This is a genomic window from Sphingomonas xinjiangensis (assembly GCF_014199255.1).
Taxonomy (GTDB): domain Bacteria; phylum Pseudomonadota; class Alphaproteobacteria; order Sphingomonadales; family Sphingomonadaceae; genus Sphingomonas; species Sphingomonas xinjiangensis.
On sequence record NZ_JACIJF010000004.1, the window covers coordinates 17,499 to 33,990 of the forward strand.

General features: G+C 66.8%; 17 protein-coding genes. 10 read left to right on the plus strand and 7 right to left on the minus strand.

Features of this window, described 5'->3' with window-relative positions; translation table 11 throughout:
* Positions 1-280: 280 nt before the first annotated feature.
* From FHT02_RS08025 to FHT02_RS08035, 3 genes are read right to left on the minus strand one after another with little or no spacing between them, the layout of a single operon-like run.
* A complete protein-coding gene (locus FHT02_RS08025) occupies positions 281-1,294 on the minus strand; it encodes a glycosyl hydrolase (protein WP_184086365.1) in 1,014 nt (337 codons plus the stop codon).
* Positions 1,294-2,109 carry a TIGR04290 family methyltransferase gene (locus FHT02_RS08030; protein ID WP_246352265.1) on the minus strand — a complete coding sequence of 272 codons (816 nt, stop codon included), beginning with the start codon at positions 2,107-2,109 and terminating at the stop codon, positions 1,294-1,296. Before FHT02_RS08030 ends, FHT02_RS08025 begins: the two co-directional genes overlap by 1 nt.
* The gene (locus FHT02_RS08035; protein WP_184086367.1) at positions 2,106-2,702 is read right to left on the minus strand and encodes a histidine phosphatase family protein; all 597 of its coding nucleotides are present in this window, start codon (positions 2,700-2,702) and stop codon (positions 2,106-2,108) included. Before FHT02_RS08035 ends, FHT02_RS08030 begins: the two co-directional genes overlap by 4 nt.
* Positions 2,703-2,964: 262 nt before the next feature.
* Here FHT02_RS08035 and FHT02_RS08040 point away from each other — a divergent pair, with 262 nt between their 5' ends.
* From FHT02_RS08040 to FHT02_RS08085, 10 genes are all read left to right on the plus strand, one after another.
* A complete protein-coding gene (locus tag FHT02_RS08040; RefSeq protein WP_184086369.1) occupies positions 2,965-4,083 on the plus strand; it encodes an NAD-dependent epimerase/dehydratase family protein in 1,119 nt (372 codons plus the stop codon).
* 8 nt (positions 4,084-4,091) lie between these two features.
* A complete protein-coding gene (locus tag FHT02_RS08045) occupies positions 4,092-5,156 on the plus strand; it encodes an NAD-dependent epimerase/dehydratase family protein (protein WP_343056866.1) in 1,065 nt (354 codons plus the stop codon).
* Positions 5,153-6,265: a glycosyltransferase family 4 protein gene (locus FHT02_RS08050; RefSeq protein ID WP_221239374.1), complete on the plus strand. Its 1,113-nt coding sequence runs from the start codon at positions 5,153-5,155 to the stop codon at positions 6,263-6,265. The genes FHT02_RS08045 and FHT02_RS08050 overlap by 4 nt, the downstream gene beginning before the upstream one ends.
* Positions 6,262-7,404, plus strand: coding sequence for a CgeB family protein (locus FHT02_RS08055; RefSeq protein ID WP_184086373.1), 1,143 nt, complete (start codon positions 6,262-6,264; stop codon positions 7,402-7,404). The genes FHT02_RS08050 and FHT02_RS08055 overlap by 4 nt, the downstream gene beginning before the upstream one ends.
* Positions 7,401-8,483 carry a glycosyltransferase family protein gene (locus FHT02_RS08060; protein ID WP_184086375.1) on the plus strand — a complete coding sequence of 361 codons (1,083 nt, stop codon included), beginning with the start codon at positions 7,401-7,403 and terminating at the stop codon, positions 8,481-8,483. Before FHT02_RS08055 ends, FHT02_RS08060 begins: the two co-directional genes overlap by 4 nt.
* Positions 8,480-9,547, plus strand: a complete 1,068-nt coding sequence (locus FHT02_RS08065) for a CgeB family protein (protein WP_184086377.1) — start codon at positions 8,480-8,482, stop codon at positions 9,545-9,547. Before FHT02_RS08060 ends, FHT02_RS08065 begins: the two co-directional genes overlap by 4 nt.
* Before the next feature lie 52 nt (positions 9,548-9,599).
* The gene (locus FHT02_RS08070) at positions 9,600-9,779 is read left to right on the plus strand and encodes a hypothetical protein (protein WP_184086379.1); all 180 of its coding nucleotides are present in this window, start codon (positions 9,600-9,602) and stop codon (positions 9,777-9,779) included.
* 12 nt (positions 9,780-9,791) lie between these two features.
* Positions 9,792-10,952 (plus strand): BaiN/RdsA family NAD(P)/FAD-dependent oxidoreductase, encoded by a 1,161-nt coding sequence (locus tag FHT02_RS08075; RefSeq protein ID WP_184086381.1) that lies wholly within the window; start codon positions 9,792-9,794, stop codon positions 10,950-10,952.
* Between the two features lie 139 nt (positions 10,953-11,091).
* Positions 11,092-12,831, plus strand: coding sequence for a DEAD/DEAH box helicase (locus FHT02_RS08080; RefSeq protein ID WP_184086383.1), 1,740 nt, complete (start codon positions 11,092-11,094; stop codon positions 12,829-12,831).
* Positions 12,832-12,971: 140 nt separating this feature from the next.
* Positions 12,972-13,427, plus strand: coding sequence for a YaiI/YqxD family protein (locus FHT02_RS08085; RefSeq protein WP_184086385.1), 456 nt, complete (start codon positions 12,972-12,974; stop codon positions 13,425-13,427).
* A 68-nt stretch (positions 13,428-13,495) separates the two neighbouring features.
* On the opposite strand, the gene arsH is transcribed toward FHT02_RS08085, so the two are convergent.
* The 4 genes from arsH to FHT02_RS08105 are packed head-to-tail and all read right to left on the minus strand — an operon-like array spanning position 13,496 to position 16,357.
* Positions 13,496-14,248, minus strand: coding sequence for an arsenical resistance protein ArsH (gene arsH, locus FHT02_RS08090; protein ID WP_184086387.1), 753 nt, complete (start codon positions 14,246-14,248; stop codon positions 13,496-13,498).
* 39 nt (positions 14,249-14,287) lie between these two features.
* Positions 14,288-15,574: an arsenic transporter gene (locus FHT02_RS08095; RefSeq protein WP_184086389.1), complete on the minus strand. Its 1,287-nt coding sequence runs from the start codon at positions 15,572-15,574 to the stop codon at positions 14,288-14,290.
* Positions 15,574-16,014 (minus strand): arsenate reductase (glutaredoxin), encoded by a 441-nt coding sequence (gene arsC, locus FHT02_RS08100; RefSeq protein ID WP_184086391.1) that lies wholly within the window; start codon positions 16,012-16,014, stop codon positions 15,574-15,576. The genes FHT02_RS08095 and arsC overlap by 1 nt, the downstream gene beginning before the upstream one ends.
* 10 nt (positions 16,015-16,024) lie before the next feature.
* Positions 16,025-16,357 (minus strand): ArsR/SmtB family transcription factor, encoded by a 333-nt coding sequence (locus FHT02_RS08105; protein ID WP_184086393.1) that lies wholly within the window; start codon positions 16,355-16,357, stop codon positions 16,025-16,027.
* Positions 16,358-16,492 lie beyond the last annotated feature (135 nt).

Sequence of the window (16,492 nt, forward strand, 5' to 3'; positions counted from 1 at the left end):
CGTCGAGAGTTAAGTCAGGCGTCCTTGTTTGAATGCCCGTCCTCGAGCACGCTGGCGGCCTGCTCAATGACAGCTAACGCGACCTGCGTTCCTGCCAGCCACCGATTTGCAACCATCCAAATCTCGCAGATGGCTGTTATGAGCCTGTGATCTAGAACCTATTGAGTCGACCCGCTTGCGCGGGGTGCCGCAAAATGCGGCGAATCGCGAGGCCCCCACCCCTCTTCCCGCTCCCCGGATGGGAGCGGGGCCTTAAGAGGGATGCGAACCCGCGCGGGCCTCAGGCGGCGCTGCGTTCGCCGGCGAGCCGCTCGTCGCGGTTGAAGTTCAGCGTCGCGAGCTCGGCGGCCTGCGCCTCAACCCCTTCGGGCAGCACGGGTGCGGCAACCGGCGGGCGCTCGACACGGCCTGGCGCATAGCGATCGATCATCCACGCGCAGAAATCCGCAAAACCCTGCGGATCGCGCGCCGGGCTGGTGTGATGCGGCGCGACGCCGAGATGCGCGGGGGTGAAGCAGAAGGTGACGGTGACGTCGAAATCCTCGAGCGCGCCCATCATCCGATCGAACCAGTCGATTGCATTCGGGCGGAAGCTGTCGGCCCAGCTGAGGCCGGTGCGCAGCCGCTTGGTGCCCAGCCGCTTCATCCAGGCGACGGCGTCGTCCAGGCGCGGGTCCTCGAAATGGAACCACTGCATCAAGCCGAGATCCTGCGCGTGCTTTGCGTACACCTCGAGCGCGGGCTTGGGCGTGCCGTCTTCGCGGATCAGCCCGAGGTAGAAGTGGCGGTAATAGGACGAACCTTCCGCCTCGCGGTGGCGGGTTTCGGCGCCCCAGCTCATCGGCAGGTCGTAGAGCGAGTACCAGAAGGCGCGCGGGGTGACGCCCTTCAAAAGTTCGGCGGTGCGCTCGAGGCCGAACGCTTGCACTTCCTCGGCGCCGAACGAGCTGACTCCGACTTCGGTGACCCAGACCGGCTTTTCGGTGACGGCCTTGATCTCGGCGATCTTGTCGGGCCAGGCGCTGAGCGGCCAGAGGTTCCAGTCGAGCGGAAAGCCGTGCACCGCAACCGCGTCCACCGCGCCCAGCGCGCCGTGCGCCTCGATTCGGCGCAGCCAGTGCGGATCGATCGGCGACATGCCGCCCAGCACGCGCGTCACCGCGGGGTTGATCGCGTGAATCGCGTTGCCGGCGAGCGTCACATGCTCGGCAAACATGCGCCAATCAGGGTCGATCTGGGGATCCCAATGCGATTTGTTGTTGGGCTCGTTCCATATCATCGCGGCTTCGATCATTACTTCCCCCTTGCCGGATAGACGGCCATGCCGTCGGCCCAGTCCGCATAGGGAATGGGTGCGACACGGCAAAGATAGACTTCGTGTTCGGGCTGCGCTTCGATCGTAAAGCCGGCGGCGCGCAGCATCGCCTGGCTCGCGGCCTTGTTGGGCGCCCACCAATTGGTCCAGTCATTGGCGAACCTGCGCTCGATGAAGTGCATTTTCGGGTAGGACGGGTCGTCGAAATAAGCAGGCGGATTGTTGGTGCCAGGGACGTGGAAGGGATGGTCCTCAGGGACCTCCAGCACGTCCTTGGATCCCTGCTGCATCGTCTGGAACAGCATCATGTCGCCCGTCACATGCTCGCGGATCAGGTCCAGCGCCAAGAGCGGATGCCGCAGATGGTAGAGCACGCCCATGAAGATCACGAGGTCGAACTTTTCGCCCAACGCGCCGACATCATAGACGTCGAGCTTGCGGAACTCGATGTCGTGGAAGCCGAGCGTTTGCGCGACGAAGGCGGCTTGGGCGAGATAATGGTCGTCGCTGTCTACCGCGACGACACGGGCGGCGCCGCGGCGCTTCATTTCCATCGAATAGAAGCCGGCGTTGCAGCCGATGTCGAGCACGGTCTTGCCGGTGAGGGCGGCGGGAATCGCATCGGCGAAACGAGCGAACTTGAAGCGGGGATAGTCGCCCAGGAAATGGTCAGGCGCGGTGGTGACGCCGTGGCCGAGGTCGATATTGTGGAACCAGGGACCCAGCGCCTCGACTTGCGCGCGCAGCTCGGCGGCGCGGTCTTCGCCGGGGTGGATCGGAGCCATGTCGTTCATCGGCAAACCTCGTTGATGCTCATAACACGTGCGCCCCAATCGCCCATCGCGATACGGCTGACCGAGGCGGGGTCCACGTCGAAGCGGTGCACGGCGTCGAGCGAGAGCCCCAGGACGTGCGCCAGCGCCGCGCGGATGATGTCGCAATGGGAAACCACCGCCACGCTTTCCCCGGCGTGGCGTTCGGCAATCGCTTGCAGAAATGCGATCACCCGCCGCTGCGCCGCGGCCATGCTCTCGCCCCCGGGAGCCGAGGCGATGGCGCGATTGGTGTTCCAGCGATGCCAGTCGGGATCGTCGGCGAGCGATTCGAAAGCACGGCCCGTCCAGGCGCCGAAATCGATCTCGTCCAGTGACTCGGCGATCTCCACGTCCAGGCCCCTGCCCTGCGCTACGGCGTCCGCCGTTTCGCGGGCACGCTGCACCGGACTCGACACTAGCGCCGCCAGTTCGTGGAGCCGCAGGTGATCCGCGAGCCGCTCGGCTTCGCCCATCCCAGCCGGCGAAAGGCCAATCCCGGCGAGCCGCCCGGACAGGATCTTCCCAAGATGCGCGTGCGACGCATGGCGAATGAGGAGTATCGTCGCCGTCACTACGCGCTGGGGCTCCCGCTTCCGGTACGGAAGCGCGGCTGCGCTCCCTTCCAAGCTTCTACAAACCTTTCGCCTCGACAAACGGTTCCGTTATCGGAACGATTGCGGCAGGCCGGTGGAACAAAGAAGAAGAAGAAGCATTGAGGGTTGCGAGGGCGAAACGGAAGTTTTGCCCGCTAGTGTTTGTAACCTAAATCGATTTGCTGGCAATCCCGTGCGACGCCGATCCGCACGCGCGCTGCAAGACTGAATGGGGGTATAGTTGTCCGAGACCATCCTGATCACCGGCGGCGCCGGCTTTATCGGCCGCTTCGTATCGCGCGAACTCCTCAATCGCGGCAACAAGGTCCGCGTACTCGACAGCCTGATCGAGCAGGTCCACGGGCCTGACGCGAAGCTGCCCGCCGACATCGCGGGCGACGTCGAGTTCATCCGCGCCGACGTTCGCGACGGCGACAAGGTCGCCCAGGCGCTGAAAGGTGCCGACAGCGTGATCAACCTGGCGGCCGAAGTCGGCGTCGGCCAGTCGATGTACGAAGTCGAGCGCTACACCAGCGCGAACGATGTCGGCACCGCCGTGCTGTTCGAGCGGCTGATCGACAATCCGGTGCGCCGCGTGGTCACCGCCTCCTCCATGTCGATCTATGGCGAGGGTCTGTACCGCGACGCCGACGGCAATCTGGTGGAGAATGCCGAGCGCGGCGTGGTCAAGGACGGCCAGACCAATTGGGAACCGACCGACGCGCAGGGTCGCCCCCTCACCCCGGTCGCCACGCCCGAGTGGAAGCGCCCGAGCCTGTCGTCGATCTACGCGCTCAACAAGTACGTGCAGGAGCGCACCACCCACATCATGGGCCGCCCGTATGGCATCGAGAGCGTCTGCCTGCGCCTGTTCAACGTCTATGGTCCGGGCCAGGCGCTGTCGAACCCCTATACCGGCGTGTTGGCGATCTTCGCCTCGCGGCTCCTGAACGGTCAGCAGCCGATGATCTTCGAGGATGGCGAGCAGCGCCGCGACTTCGTCCATGTCAGCGACGTCGCCCGCGCCTTTGCCGACGCGCTGGTCCATCCCGACGTGGTCGGCGAGACCTTCAACGTCGGGTCGGGCAATGACCGTTCGGTGACGCAGGTCGCGCAGGCGCTCGCGCAGGCGATGGGCAAGAACGACATCCAGCCTGAAATTGTCGGCAAGTCGCGCACCGGCGACATCCGCCATTGCTTCTGCGACACCGGTTTGGCCGCGGAGAAGTTCGGGTTCAAGGCGACCACCGACTTTGTCGAAGGGTTGGCCGAACTGGCCGGCTGGGTCGCCGAGCAGACCGCGGTCGACAATGTCGCCCAGGCACGCGCCGAGCTTGAAAAGCGGGGTCTGGTCGCGTGAACGGATCCGTGCAGGACGACCGCCCGATCCTGATCACGGGCGGGGCGGGCTTTATCGGATCGAACCTCGCCGACCGGCTGGCGGGCGAAGGCCATTCGGTCATCGTTTATGACGCGCTCAGCCGCCCGGGCGTCGAGAGCAACCTGCGCTGGCTCCAGCAGCGTCACCACAACCGCATCGAAGCCATCATCGGCGACATCCGCGACGAACCCGTGGTCGCGGAGACCGCACGGCGTGCCAAGGCGGTGTTCCACCTGGCCGCGCAGGTGGCGGTGACAACCAGCATGGTCGATCCGCGCGACGATTTCGAAATCAACATTCGCGGCACGCTCAACGTGCTCGACGCGCTGCGTGAGACCAAGACGCCGGTCATCTTCGCCTCGACCAACAAGGTCTATGGCGACCTGATCGACCTCGACTTCGCGCTGGAGGACGAGGCTTATGTGCCCACCGATCCGCGCATCCGCGACCATGGCATAGGAGAGGATCGGCCGCTCGACTTTCATACGCCCTATGGGTGTTCGAAGGGGGCGGCCGACCAATATGTGCTCGATTACGCGCGCAGCTTTGGCGTGCCCACCGCGGTGATCCGGATGAGCTGCATCTATGGCCATCGCCAGATGGGCACCGAGGATCAGGGCTGGGTCGCGCACTTCCTGATCCGCGCATTGGAAGGCAAGCCGATCACCCTGTATGGCGACGGCCACCAGGTCCGCGACATCCTGGACGTATCGAACGCAGTCGAGACGTACATCCATGCCTGGGAGCGGATCGAGCAAGTCTCCGGCCGCGCATTCAACCTGGGTGGCGGGCCGCAGAACGCAGTCAGTCTGCGCCAGCTGCTCGCGTATATCGGCGACCTGATCGGGCGCCCGGTCGAGATCGACTATTCGGACTGGCGCGCGGGCGACCAGCGCTATTTCGTCGCCGACACCCGCGCCGCGCAGGCCGCGCTCGACCTGAGCCCCAAGGTGCCATGGCGCGACGGCGTGGCGGCGCTGGCCAGCTGGCTCGCCGAGGAACGCGGCTTCACGCTCTCGCCCGCGCAAGAGCGCGAACGCCTGACTGCATGAGCGGAGCCGCTCCACTGAAGCTCTTGATGACGGCGGATGCGGTGGGCGGGGTCTGGCAATATGCGCTGGATCTCGCCGCCGCGCTCGCACCCCGTGGCGTGCGCACCACGCTCGCGGTGCTTGGCCCCTCGCCCAGCCCCGCGCAGCGCGCCGAGGCCAAGCGCATAAAGGGGCTGACGCTGGTCGACACACGGCTGCCGCTCGACTGGCTGTGCGATGCGCCCGAACCCGTGCTTGCCGCCGGAGAAGCGATCGCAGCACTGGCGCGCAAGACCGGCGCCGACCTCGTCCAGCTCAACATGCCGACATTGGGCGCGCGCGCGCGGTTCGACGTACCTGTGATTGCAGTGACGCATGGCTGTGTCGCCACCTGGTGGGATGCGGCGTTCGGCGGTGATCTTGCGCAGCAATATCGCTGGCACCGTCTTTTGATGCACGAAGGGCTGCATGCCGCCGATCAGGTGGTCGCGCCCAGCGCCGCCTATGCCGCGACGATCGCCCGACACTATGGCCTCGCCAAGACGCCGCACGCGATCCACAATGGGCGCAACCCGCTGGCACCCATGCCTGCTGCAGCGCCACAGGATTTCGCCTTCACCGCGGGCCGCCTGTGGGACCAGGTAAAGGGCATCCGCACGCTCGACCGTGCCGCCGCCTGGTTGTCGGTTCCCTTCTGCGCCGCGGGCGCCGTGCAGGGACCGCATGGCGAGACGATCGCGCTGCAGCACCTTCACGCGCTCGGCCATTTGTCGAGCGAAGCGCTGGCGCGCCGCCTGGCGGCACGACCGGTGTTCGTTTCCGCGGCAAGCTTCGAACCCTTTGGCCTGGCCGTGCTCGAGGCAGCGCATGCCGGCTGCCCGCTGGTGCTGTCGGACATCGACACCTTCCGCGAGCTTTGGGACGATGCCGCACTGTTCGTCGCGCCCGGCGACGAGGCGGGTTATGCCGACGCGGTCGAGGCGATCCTGGTTGATTCCGTGTTGCGCCACCGCCTGGGCGACGCCGCGCGTAGCCGCGCCGCGCGCTACACCCCGCAAGCCAAGGCCACCGCCATGGCCGCCCTGTTCACCGAACTCGCCGCCAAGGCGCCAGCGAAACGAGCCGCATGAAGATCGTCTATTTCACCCATTCGCTGTCGAGCTGCTGGAACCATGGCAACGCGCATTTCCTGCGCGGGGTGCTGCGTGAGCTGATCGCCCGCGGACACGACGTGTCGGTGTGGGAGCCCGAAGGCGCTTGGAGCCTCCAGAACCTGCTCGCCGATCACGGCGAGACCGGGCTGCACGCCTATCGCCAGGCCTATCCAGAGCTGAGCTCGCGCACTTACACCCCGCTCGCCCAGCTGGAGCGGCTGGTCGACGGTGCCGATCTGGTGATCGTTCATGAATGGAACGACCATCATCTGGTTGCCCGGCTTGGCAGCATCCGCCGTAACGGCGCGCCGTTTACCTTGCTGTTTCACGACACCCATCACCGCGCGGTGAGCGAGCCGGCATCGATGCAGGCGTACGACCTGGAGGATTATGACGGGGTGCTCGCATTCGGCGAGACACTTTCGGAGGTGTATCGCGGCTGGGGCTGGCAGGGCCGCGTCTGGACCTGGCATGAGGCCGCCGACACCCTCCACTTCCACCCACCCGCGCAGGAGCAAGACCGCGAAGGGCTGGTGTGGATCGGCAATTGGGGCGATGGCGAGCGCACCGCGGAACTGGAGGACTTCCTGTTCCGCCCCGCGCAGGAAACCGCGCTGCCGCTCGACATCTATGGCGTGCGATACCCAGACGAAGCCAAGGACATGCTCGCGCGCTACGGCGTGCGCTATCATGGCTGGGCGCCGAACGCGCGTGCGCCGGAGATCTTCGCGCGGCACCTGGCAACCGTGCATGTGCCGCGCCGCTTCTACAGCACGATCCTGCCCGGCATTCCCACCATCCGCGTGTTCGAGGCGCTGGCCTGCGGCATTCCGCTGGTCTCGGCGCCCTGGGAAGATGCCGAGCATCTCTTCCGTGCAGGTCAGGATTATCTGGTCGCCCGCAACGGCGCCGAAATGACCCGCCAGCTGCGCGAGATCCAGAATGACGCGGGTCTGCGCGAACATCTGGTCAATAGCGGACTGGAAACCATTCTCGACCGCCATACCTGCGCGCACCGCGTCGACGAACTGCTCGACATCGTCGCCACGCTGCGCCCGCAAACCGCCATTTCCACAAGCCATCTGAGGCCAAGCCATATGAGCATCGTCGCGTGAAGATCGCCTTTTACGGCTCCAGCCTGCTCTCTTCCTATTGGAACGGCGCGGCGACCTATTATCGCGGCATCCTGAAGGCGCTCGCCGCCCATGGCCACGAGATCACCTTCTACGAACCCGACGCGTTCGACCGGCAGCAGCATCGCGATATCGATCCGCCGTCCTATGCCAAGGTGGTGGTGTATCCGGCGACCAGCGACGCGCTCGCCAAGGTGCTAGAGGCCGGCGGTGACGCCGATGTGGTGGTGAAGGCCAGCGGCGTCGGTGTGTTCGATACCGAGCTGCTCCAGGGGATCCTGCGCCATCCCGATGCGATCCGCATCTTCTGGGACGTGGACGCCGCGGCGACGCTGGATGAGATGCGGCACGACGCCAACCACCCGATCCATTCGGCGCTCGGCGATCTCGACATGGTGCTGACCTATGGCGGCGGGCCGCCGGTGATCAACGCCTATCAAGGCTTTGGCGCCAAGCGCTGTATCCCGGTGTACAACGCGCTTGATCCCGAGACGCACCACCCGGCGCCGCGCAACGATCGCTTTGCCGCGGACCTGGGTCTGCTCGCCAACCGCCTGCCCGACCGTGAGGCGCGGATCGAGGAGTTCTTCCTGCGCGCCGCCGCGCTGCTGCCCGACCGGAAATTCATGCTGGGGGGCAATGGCTGGCACGACAAGCCGATGACGGAGAATGTCCGCGCAATCGGCCATGTCGGCACCGCCGATCACAACGCGTTCAACTGCACGCCCAACGCCGTGCTGAACGTCGCGCGGGATTCCATGGCGAATATCGGCTTCTCGCCGGCCACCCGCGTGTTCGAAGCCGCCGGCGCCGCTGCATGCCTGATCACCGATGCGTGGGAAGGTATCGAGCAGTTCCTGAAGCCCGACGAGGAAGTGCTGGTCGCGCGCGATGGCCAGGATGTCGCCGAGCATCTGAAGGCACTCACCCCCGAGCGTGCGCGCGCGATCGGTGACGCCGCGCTGGCGCGCGTGCTGGCCGAGCACACCTATGAACTGCGCGGGCATCAGGTTCACGCGATCCTGACCGAGCAGCGCGCGCGCATGAGCGTGCCGGCATGAAGCTGGTCGTTCTGGGGCTGTCGCTTTCCTCGTCCTGGGGAAATGGCCACGCCACCACGTTCCGCGCGCTGCTGAAGGCGTTCGCGGCGCGCGGGCACGACATCCTGTTCCTGGAGCGCGACGTCCCGTGGTACCGCAACAGCCGCGACATGCCGGAGCCGGGCTTTTGCCGGCTGGAATATTATAGCGACCTCGCCGATCTGGACCGGTTTGAGGCGGATATCGTCGCGGCGGACGCAGTGATGGTCGGCTCCTATGTGCCCGAAGGGGTGGCGGTCGCGCGCTATGTTCAGGATCGTGCGGAGGGGGTGACGAGCTTCTACGACATCGACACGCCCGTGACGCTCGCCAAGCTGGAACGCGGCGATTTCGAGTATCTCTCGCCCGAAGTGATACCGGGCTATGACGTCTATTTCTCGTTCACTGGCGGGCCGACGCTTGACCGTCTTGAGCAGCAATACGGGTCTCCTGCCGCGCGGCCGCTTTATTGCTCGGTCGATGCCACGGCCTATCGCCCGCTGGACGTACCGAAGAAGTGGGACCTTTCCTATCTCGGCACCTACAGCCCCGATCGCCAACCGACGCTCGAACGCCTGCTGATCGAACCGGCACGCGCGCGCCCCGACCTGCGCTTCGTCGTGGCGGGTCCGCAATATCCCGACGACATCGACTGGCCGGCCAATGTCGAGCGGATCGAGCATTGTCCGCCCGCCGACCATGCCGAATTCTACAGCGCGTCGCGTTTCACGCTGAACGTGACCCGCGCCGACATGATCGCCGCGGGCTGGTCGCCCTCGGTGCGCATTTTCGAGGCATGCGCGTGCGGCACGCCGATCATCTCCGACATCTGGAACGGCATCGAGACGGTGCTGGAGCCCGGCCGCGAGATCATCCTGGCGAAGACGGCCGATGATGTGCTGGCCGCGCTGGCGAGCGATGCCGATACGCTTGGACATGCGGCGCGCGAGCGGGTGCTGGCCGAACACACCGCCGAGCACCGCGCCGCCGAGTTGGAAGCGCATCTTCAGGAAGCGCTCACCGAACCGATGCTGGCTACCGCGTAGCGCCGGTGCTAGCGGGCAGGTGGCCGGATTGTCCGGCCACAGGAGTTCCCAAGTGTCCGAGCGTTTCGAGCGCCACCGCCAGCCCTGGCGGCCCGATGAAGTCCAGAAGCTGCACACGCTGGCAAAGAAAGGCATGGCGCTGAAGGCGATAGCCAAGGCGCTGACCCGCAGCGAAGAGTCAGTCAAGGAACGCGCCAAGCTCGACGGGCTGAACATCGCCAAGTTGCACTGAGCGCTTTCCCAAATGGCCGAATATGACGCGATCGTCTTGGGCGCCGGCGCCGCGGGGTTGATGTGCGCGGCCATCGCCGGCCAACGGGGCCGCCGTGTGCTGCTGATCGACCATGCCGACCGCGCGGGGAAGAAGATCCTCATCTCGGGCGGCGGGCGGTGCAACTTCACCAACCTGCACACCGCGCCCGACCGGTATTTGTCGCAGAACCCGCATTTCGCCAAGTCGGCGCTGCGCCGCTACACCGCGCAGGACTTTCTCGATCTGGTCGAGCGGCATCGCATCGCCTGGCATGAGAAGACGCTGGGCCAATTGTTCTGCGACGGCTCGGCGCGGCAGATCGTCGACATGCTGCTCGACGAATGCGACGCGGGCCAGGTGACGCTTCACACCGGCCGCCAGATCGGCGAAGTGGAACATGCCGATGGCCGCTATCGTGTTGGCCAGGACACCGCGCCTGCGCTGGTGATCGCCACCGGCGGGCCGTCGATCCCCAAGATGGGTGCGACCGGCTTCGCCTATGACCTCGCGCGCCGTTTCGGGCTCAAAGTGGTCGAGCCGCGCCCCGCGCTCGTTCCTCTCACCCTGCCCGCCGACCAGGCGCTGTTCCGCGATCTCGCGGGCGTTGCAGCGCCGGTGCGCGCGCGTGCCGGCAAGACCGGCTTCGACGAAGCGGCGCTGTTCACCCATCGGGGCCTCTCCGGCCCGGCGATCCTCCAGGTCAGCTCCTATTGGCGACACGGAGAGGACATCGCGATCGACTTCCTGCCCCACGCCGCCACCGGCTGGCTCGCCGCCGCCAAGCGCAGCCACCCGCGCACCACGCTGCGCAAGCTGCTGTCCGACACCCTGCCCGGCCGCCTTGCGGAAACGCTTGCAGAACAGCTCGCGCTCCCCGGCGAACTCGCCAACCTGGCCGACCGCAAGCTCGCCGAAGCCGAACAGCGCCTCGCCGCCTGGCCGTTCCTGCCGAACGGCACCGAAGGCTATGCCAAAGCCGAAGTCACCGTCGGCGGCATTTCCACCGCCGACCTTTCGTCGCAGACGATGGAAGCCCGCAAGGTGCCCGGCCTCTACGCCATCGGCGAGGCGGTGGACGTCACCGGCTGGCTCGGCGGGTACAATTTCCAATGGGCCTGGGCCAGCGGCTGGGCCGCGGCGCAGGCGCTCTGATGCGCGGGGGTTTGAAACCGCGCCTGTCGCAGCGTTGTCCGGCAATATTGCGCATCCCGCGCGCCAAAGCGCAGCCCGGTTCCGCTGCACTGCATATAAAGCTTGCCCCGAGCGCCTTGCGCCCCCATTTGGCGGGTTCATGCCATTCTCGACTCTCCCCCCGCTTCTCGCCGAAGCGCTTGCCGCGCGTGGTTACGCCGCGCCCACGCCCGTCCAGGCCGCCGTTCTCGAACCCGAGGCCAAGGGGCGCGACCTGATCGTGTCTGCCCAGACCGGGTCGGGCAAGACCGTCGCCTTCGGCATGGCCATGGCGCCCGACCTTCTGGGCGAAGACGGCCGCGTCATCCCCAGCCGCGAGCCGCACGCGCTGATCATCGCTCCCACCCGCGAGCTCGCGCTCCAGGTCAGCCGCGAGCTGATCTGGCTCTATGGCCCGACCGGTGCGCGCATCGCCACCTGCGTGGGCGGGATGGATGCCTCGAAGGAGCGCCGCCAGCTCAGCCACGGCGCGCACATCGTCGTCGGCACCCCGGGCCGCCTTCGCGATCACCTCGAACGTGGCGCGCTCGACCTGTCCGCGCTCAAGGCCGCCGTGCTCGACGAAGCCGACGAGATGCTCGACATGGGCTTTCGCGACGATCTCGAGCACATCCTCGACGCCAGCCCGAACGAGCGCCGCACGCTGCTGTTCTCCGCGACGATGCCCAAGCCCATCGTCCAGCTCGCCAAGCGATACCAGAAGGATGCGCTGCGCATCTCCACGGTGGGCGAGGATCGCGGCCATGGCGACATCGCCTATCAGGCGGTGACCGTCAGCCCGTCGGAGATCGAGCATGCGGTCATCAACCTGCTGCGCTTCCATGAGGCGGAGACGGCGATGCTGTTCTGCGCCACGCGCGACAATGTCCGCCACCTGCATGCCACGCTGACCGAGCGCGGCTTCTCCGCCGTCGCGCTGTCGGGCGAGCACAGCCAGAACGAGCGCAACGCCGCGCTTCAGGCGCTGCGCGACCGCCGCGCCCGCGTCTGCGTCGCCACCGACGTTGCCGCGCGCGGCATCGATCTCCCCACGCTCACGCTGGTCGTCCATGTCGAGCTGCCGCGCGACGCCGAGACGCTGCAGCACCGTTCGGGCCGCACCGGCCGCGCGGGCAAGAAGGGCACCGCCGTCCTCATCGTCCCCTATCCGCGCCGCCGCCGGGTCGAGATGATGCTGCGCGGCGCGCGCATCAACGCCGAGTGGATCGACGCCCCGACGCCCGAGGCGATCCGCGCCCAGGATCATGAGCGCCTGCTCGCCGCCCTGCTCGCCCCTGTCGAGACCGACGAGGAGGACGTAGCGCTTGCCGAGCGCCTGATGGCCGAGAAGTCGCCGCAGGAGATCGCCGCCGCGCTGGTCCACGCGCACCGCGCGTCGATGCCGCAGCCCGAGGAGCTCAACGACCGCTCGCAGGGTGGCGATCGCGACGAGCGCCAGCCCGCGCGTCGCGAAGGCTTTGACGACATCGTGTGGTTCCGCATGGACGTGGGCCGCAACCAGAATGCCGATCCGCGCTGGATCCTCCCGCTGATCTGCCGCCGCGGCCACATCACCAAGAACGAAGTCGGCGCGATCCGCATCGGCCCGAACGAGACCGCGTTCCAGGTGCCCCGCGCGCTCGCCGCCAAGTTCCAGGCGTCGGTCGCCCGCACCGCCAGCGAAGACGACGATGTCCGTTTCGAAGTCTCCGAAGGCCCTGTGCAGCAGGGTGGACGCGCTCCGCGCGGCGGTCCGAATCGTCCGGCCGGCGGCGCCAACCGCCCCACCGGCGGCGCACGCGGCACGCACTCGGCCAAGCCTTACGTGCGCAAGGGCCCGCCCCGCGGTCCGCGCGCCTGAGCGAGCCTGCACTGTTCCCCGGCGAAGGCCGGGCGCAGTCGCAATGCGGGTCGCAAGGATGTGCACCGTCACCTAAGCGCCGAAACTGGGCCCCAGCCTTCGCCGGGGAACAGCCCGCGTATGAACTGGAGTAACGACCAGTGACCCAGCCCCGCATCCTGGTCGACGCCGACGCCTGCCCGGTCAAGGACGAGATCTACAAGGTCGCCTGGCGCCACGAAGTGCCAGTGACGGTGGTCAGCAATCAGCATATCCGCGTGCCCCAGCACCCGCTGGTCAGCCGGATCGTGGTAAGCGACGCCTTCGACGCCGCCGATGATTGGATCGCGGAGCGTTCAGGCCCGGACGCAGTGGTGATCACCGCCGACATCCTGCTCGCCGATCGCGCGCTGAAGGCCGGCGCCCGCGTGCTCAGCCCCACCGGCAAGCCCTTCACCACCAGCTCGATCGGCAGCGCCATCGCCACCCGCGCCATCATGGCCGACCTGCGCGCCGGCGGCGACCAGATCGGCGGCCCCAAGCCGTTCGCAGCGGCGGACCGCTCGCGCTTCCTGCAAGCACTGGATGCGATGCTGGTGGCGTTGAAGCGCACGTAACAAGGGCCGCTTGCGCCCGAAGCTCAACGATTCAGGATGTTCAAGCAAACCTAGAAGCTGCCCTTTGTTCAGCTTGAGGACTGCGGCGCTGTTGCGATGCTCGAAAGGTCGGTTGTGGCGCCCATCGGCTCGCCGGCTTCCTTCCGTTCGGAGTATCGATCGACCAGCTGCGCAGCGTGGGGCCGCAGCAGGATGGTGAAGCGAACCAGCTCCTCCATCACATCGACGATCCGATCATAATAGCTGGATGGCCTCATCCGGCCAGCGTCATCGAACTCCGCGAACGCCTTGGCGACGCTCGACTGGTTCGGGATGGTGACCATCCGCATCCAGCGGCCGAGAACGCGCAGGGTGTTCACACTGTTGAACGACTGCGATCCTGCCGACACCTGCATGACCGCGAGCGTCCGGCCCTGCGTCGGCCGCATTCCACCCATCGAGAGCGGCAGGTGATCGATCTGCGTTTTCATGACGCCGGTGATTTGCCCATGGCGTTCGGGGCTGCACCACACCTGCCCCTCCGACCACATAAATAGTTCGCGCAGTTCGTGGATCGCCGGGTGATCGTCCCCGGGCACCTGGTCGGGGAGCGGCAGGGCCGAGGGATCGAAGATGCGCGTGTCCGCGCCGAAGAACCGCAGCAGGCGCGCCGCCTCCTCAACGCACAGCCGTGAATAGGATCGCTCTCGCAGCGAGCCATAGAGCAGCAGGATCCGCGGGGGTGGGTCTCCTGCGCCCAGCCCGAGGGCCGGTCGGTCGAACGCGAACCGCCGATCAAGCACGGGCAGGTGGTCGGGGTCGGAGAGGGTGCGCAGGGGCATCAGGCGGGTGTCCGGTTGAATTGTTGGAGGTCCACAGGGTCAAACGGCACCAAGCCGCAGCGCCAGCGCGGCGAGCGTTACCAGCAGCACCGGAACGGTCAGCGTCGCACCGACCCTGAAATAATAGCCCCAGCCGATGCGGATGCCCTTCTGCCCAAGCACGTGCAGCCACAACAGCGTCGCGAGCGAGCCGATCGGCGTGATCTTGGGGCCGAGGTCGCAGCCGATGACGTTGGCGTAGATCATCGCTTCCTTGACCGCGCCGGTGGCATGGGTGGCATCGATCGACAGCGCGCCGACGAGGACCGTAGGCATGTTGTTCATCACCGACGACAGCAAAGCGGCGATGATGCCGGTGCCGAACGCCGCGCCCCACACGCCCCCTTGGGCGGCGCGATCGAGGAGACCAGTGAGCTGGCCGGTCAACCCGGCATTCCGCAGGCCGTAGACGACCAGATACATGCCGAGCGAGAAGATCACGACCTGCCATGGCGCGCCGCGCAGCACCTTGCGGGTCTCGATAACGTGACCGCGCGCGGCGATGACGAGCAGCAGTACCGCGCCGGCAGCGGCGACGGCACTGACCGGCACGCCGATGGGTTCGAGGAGGAAGAATCCCGCCAGCAGGGCGGCGAGGACGGTCCAGCCGGCCCTGAACGTGGCGCGATCGCGGATCGCGTCGGCCGGTGCGCGGAGTTGCGTCAGGTCGTACGATGGCGGCACGTCGCGGCGGAAGAACAGCAGCAGCACCACGAGCGTCGCGGCGATGGACGCGAGGTCGACCGGTACCATCACGGACGCATAGTCGGCGAAGCCGATGCGGAAGAAGTCGGCCGACACGATATTGACCAGGTTGGAGACGATCAAAGGCAAGCTTGCCGTGTCGGCGACGAACCCCGCCGCCATGACGAACGCCAGCGTCGCCCTATCGCGATAGCCGAGCGCGCGCAGCATCGCGATCACGATCGGCGTCAGGATCAGCGCCGCGCCATCGTTGGCGAACAGCGCCGAAACCGCGGCGCCAAGCAGTACGATCAGGACGAACAGCCGTCGGCCATGCCCGCCGCCCCAGCGCGCGACGTGGAGCGCCGCCCATTCGAAGAACCCCGCCTCGTCCAACAGCAGGCTGACGATGATGATCGCGACGAAGGTCGCGGTCGCGTTCCAGACGATGCCCCACACGACCGGAATGTCGGAGAGCGAGACGATCCCGACGATCAGCGCCACTGCCGCGCCGCCCATCGCGCTCCACCCGATGCCCAGGCCGCGGGGCTGCCAGATGACGAGCGTGATCGTGACGATGAAGATGGCTAGGGCGAGGAGCATCAGGCGATGCGCTGCCCGGAGGCGTCCACCACCTGCTCCCCATCCTCCTTGACGAACGCGCCCTGCTGCGGCTCGGGCAGCAGATCGAGAACGGCCTCGGACGGACGGCAGAGCCGCACGCCGAGCGGCGAGACGACCAGCGGCCGATTGATGAGAACCGGGTGCGCCATCATGGCGTCGAGCAGCGCGTCGTCGCTCAGCGACGGGTCGCCCAGGCCCAGTTCGGCGTAGGGCGTGCCCTTCTCGCGCAGCAGATCGCGGGGGGTGACGCCGGCGCGGTCGATCAGGTCAGCCAGCAGCGCACGGGACGGCGGGGTCTTCAGATACTCGACGACGTGCGGCTCGATCCCCGCGTTGCGGATCATCGCCAGCGTGTTGCGCGACGTGCCGCAGTCGGGGTTGTGGTAGATCACGATGTCAGCGGCCGTGGGGTTGACCATGGGGCTTCCTTCAGCAGCAGGGGGTGAGTTCGGCGAGGAGCGGTGCGCAAAGCTCCGGCGAGCCGGCACAGCAGTCCTTGACCAGAAACAGCGTAAGCGCCCGCAGGCCGTCCAGGTCGGCACGGTAGATGATGGAGCGGCTGTGCCGCTCAGATCGCACGATGCCGGCGCGTGAGAGGATCCCAAGGTGAGCCGACATGGTGTTCTGTGGCACGTCGAGCTGCCTTGCGATCTCCCCCGCCGGCAGGCCATCCGGCTCATGCCGCACCAGCAGCCGGAACGCGTCCAGCCGCGTACCTTGCGCGAGCGCACCGAAAGCGGCGATAGCCGAATTACTTTCCATATATCCGGCATAAACGATATATGCGAAGTGCAGCTAGTAAATAAGTTGCTGGCCCGCTTTCGCCGATCCGCGCGTCCAGAGCCCCGTTGCCCTCAACCCCGCGCGTTCCTAAGCTCCCTTGAACGCAGATCGAGG

Excerpts from the sequence above, each read along its gene's own strand:
- arsH (WP_184086387.1), bottom strand. The coding sequence starts at position 14,248 with ATGCCCCTGCGCACCCTCTCCGACCCCGACCACCTGCCCGTGCTTGAT.
- FHT02_RS08080 (WP_184086383.1), top strand. The coding sequence starts at position 11,092 with ATGCCATTCTCGACTCTCCCCCCGCTTCTCGCCGAAGCGCTTGCCGCG.
- FHT02_RS08065 (WP_184086377.1), top strand. The coding sequence starts at position 8,480 with ATGAAGCTGGTCGTTCTGGGGCTGTCGCTTTCCTCGTCCTGGGGAAAT.
- arsC (WP_184086391.1), bottom strand. The coding sequence starts at position 16,014 with ATGGTCAACCCCACGGCCGCTGACATCGTGATCTACCACAACCCCGAC.
- FHT02_RS08050 (WP_221239374.1), top strand. The coding sequence starts at position 5,153 with ATGAGCGGAGCCGCTCCACTGAAGCTCTTGATGACGGCGGATGCGGTG.
- FHT02_RS08075 (WP_184086381.1), top strand. The coding sequence starts at position 9,792 with ATGGCCGAATATGACGCGATCGTCTTGGGCGCCGGCGCCGCGGGGTTG.
- FHT02_RS08095 (WP_184086389.1), bottom strand. The coding sequence starts at position 15,574 with ATGCTCCTCGCCCTAGCCATCTTCATCGTCACGATCACGCTCGTCATC.
- FHT02_RS08030 (WP_246352265.1), bottom strand. The coding sequence starts at position 2,109 with ATGAACGACATGGCTCCGATCCACCCCGGCGAAGACCGCGCCGCCGAG.
- FHT02_RS08055 (WP_184086373.1), top strand. The coding sequence starts at position 6,262 with ATGAAGATCGTCTATTTCACCCATTCGCTGTCGAGCTGCTGGAACCAT.
- FHT02_RS08105 (WP_184086393.1), bottom strand. The coding sequence starts at position 16,357 with ATGGAAAGTAATTCGGCTATCGCCGCTTTCGGTGCGCTCGCGCAAGGT.
- FHT02_RS08025 (WP_184086365.1), bottom strand. The coding sequence starts at position 1,294 with ATGATCGAAGCCGCGATGATATGGAACGAGCCCAACAACAAATCGCAT.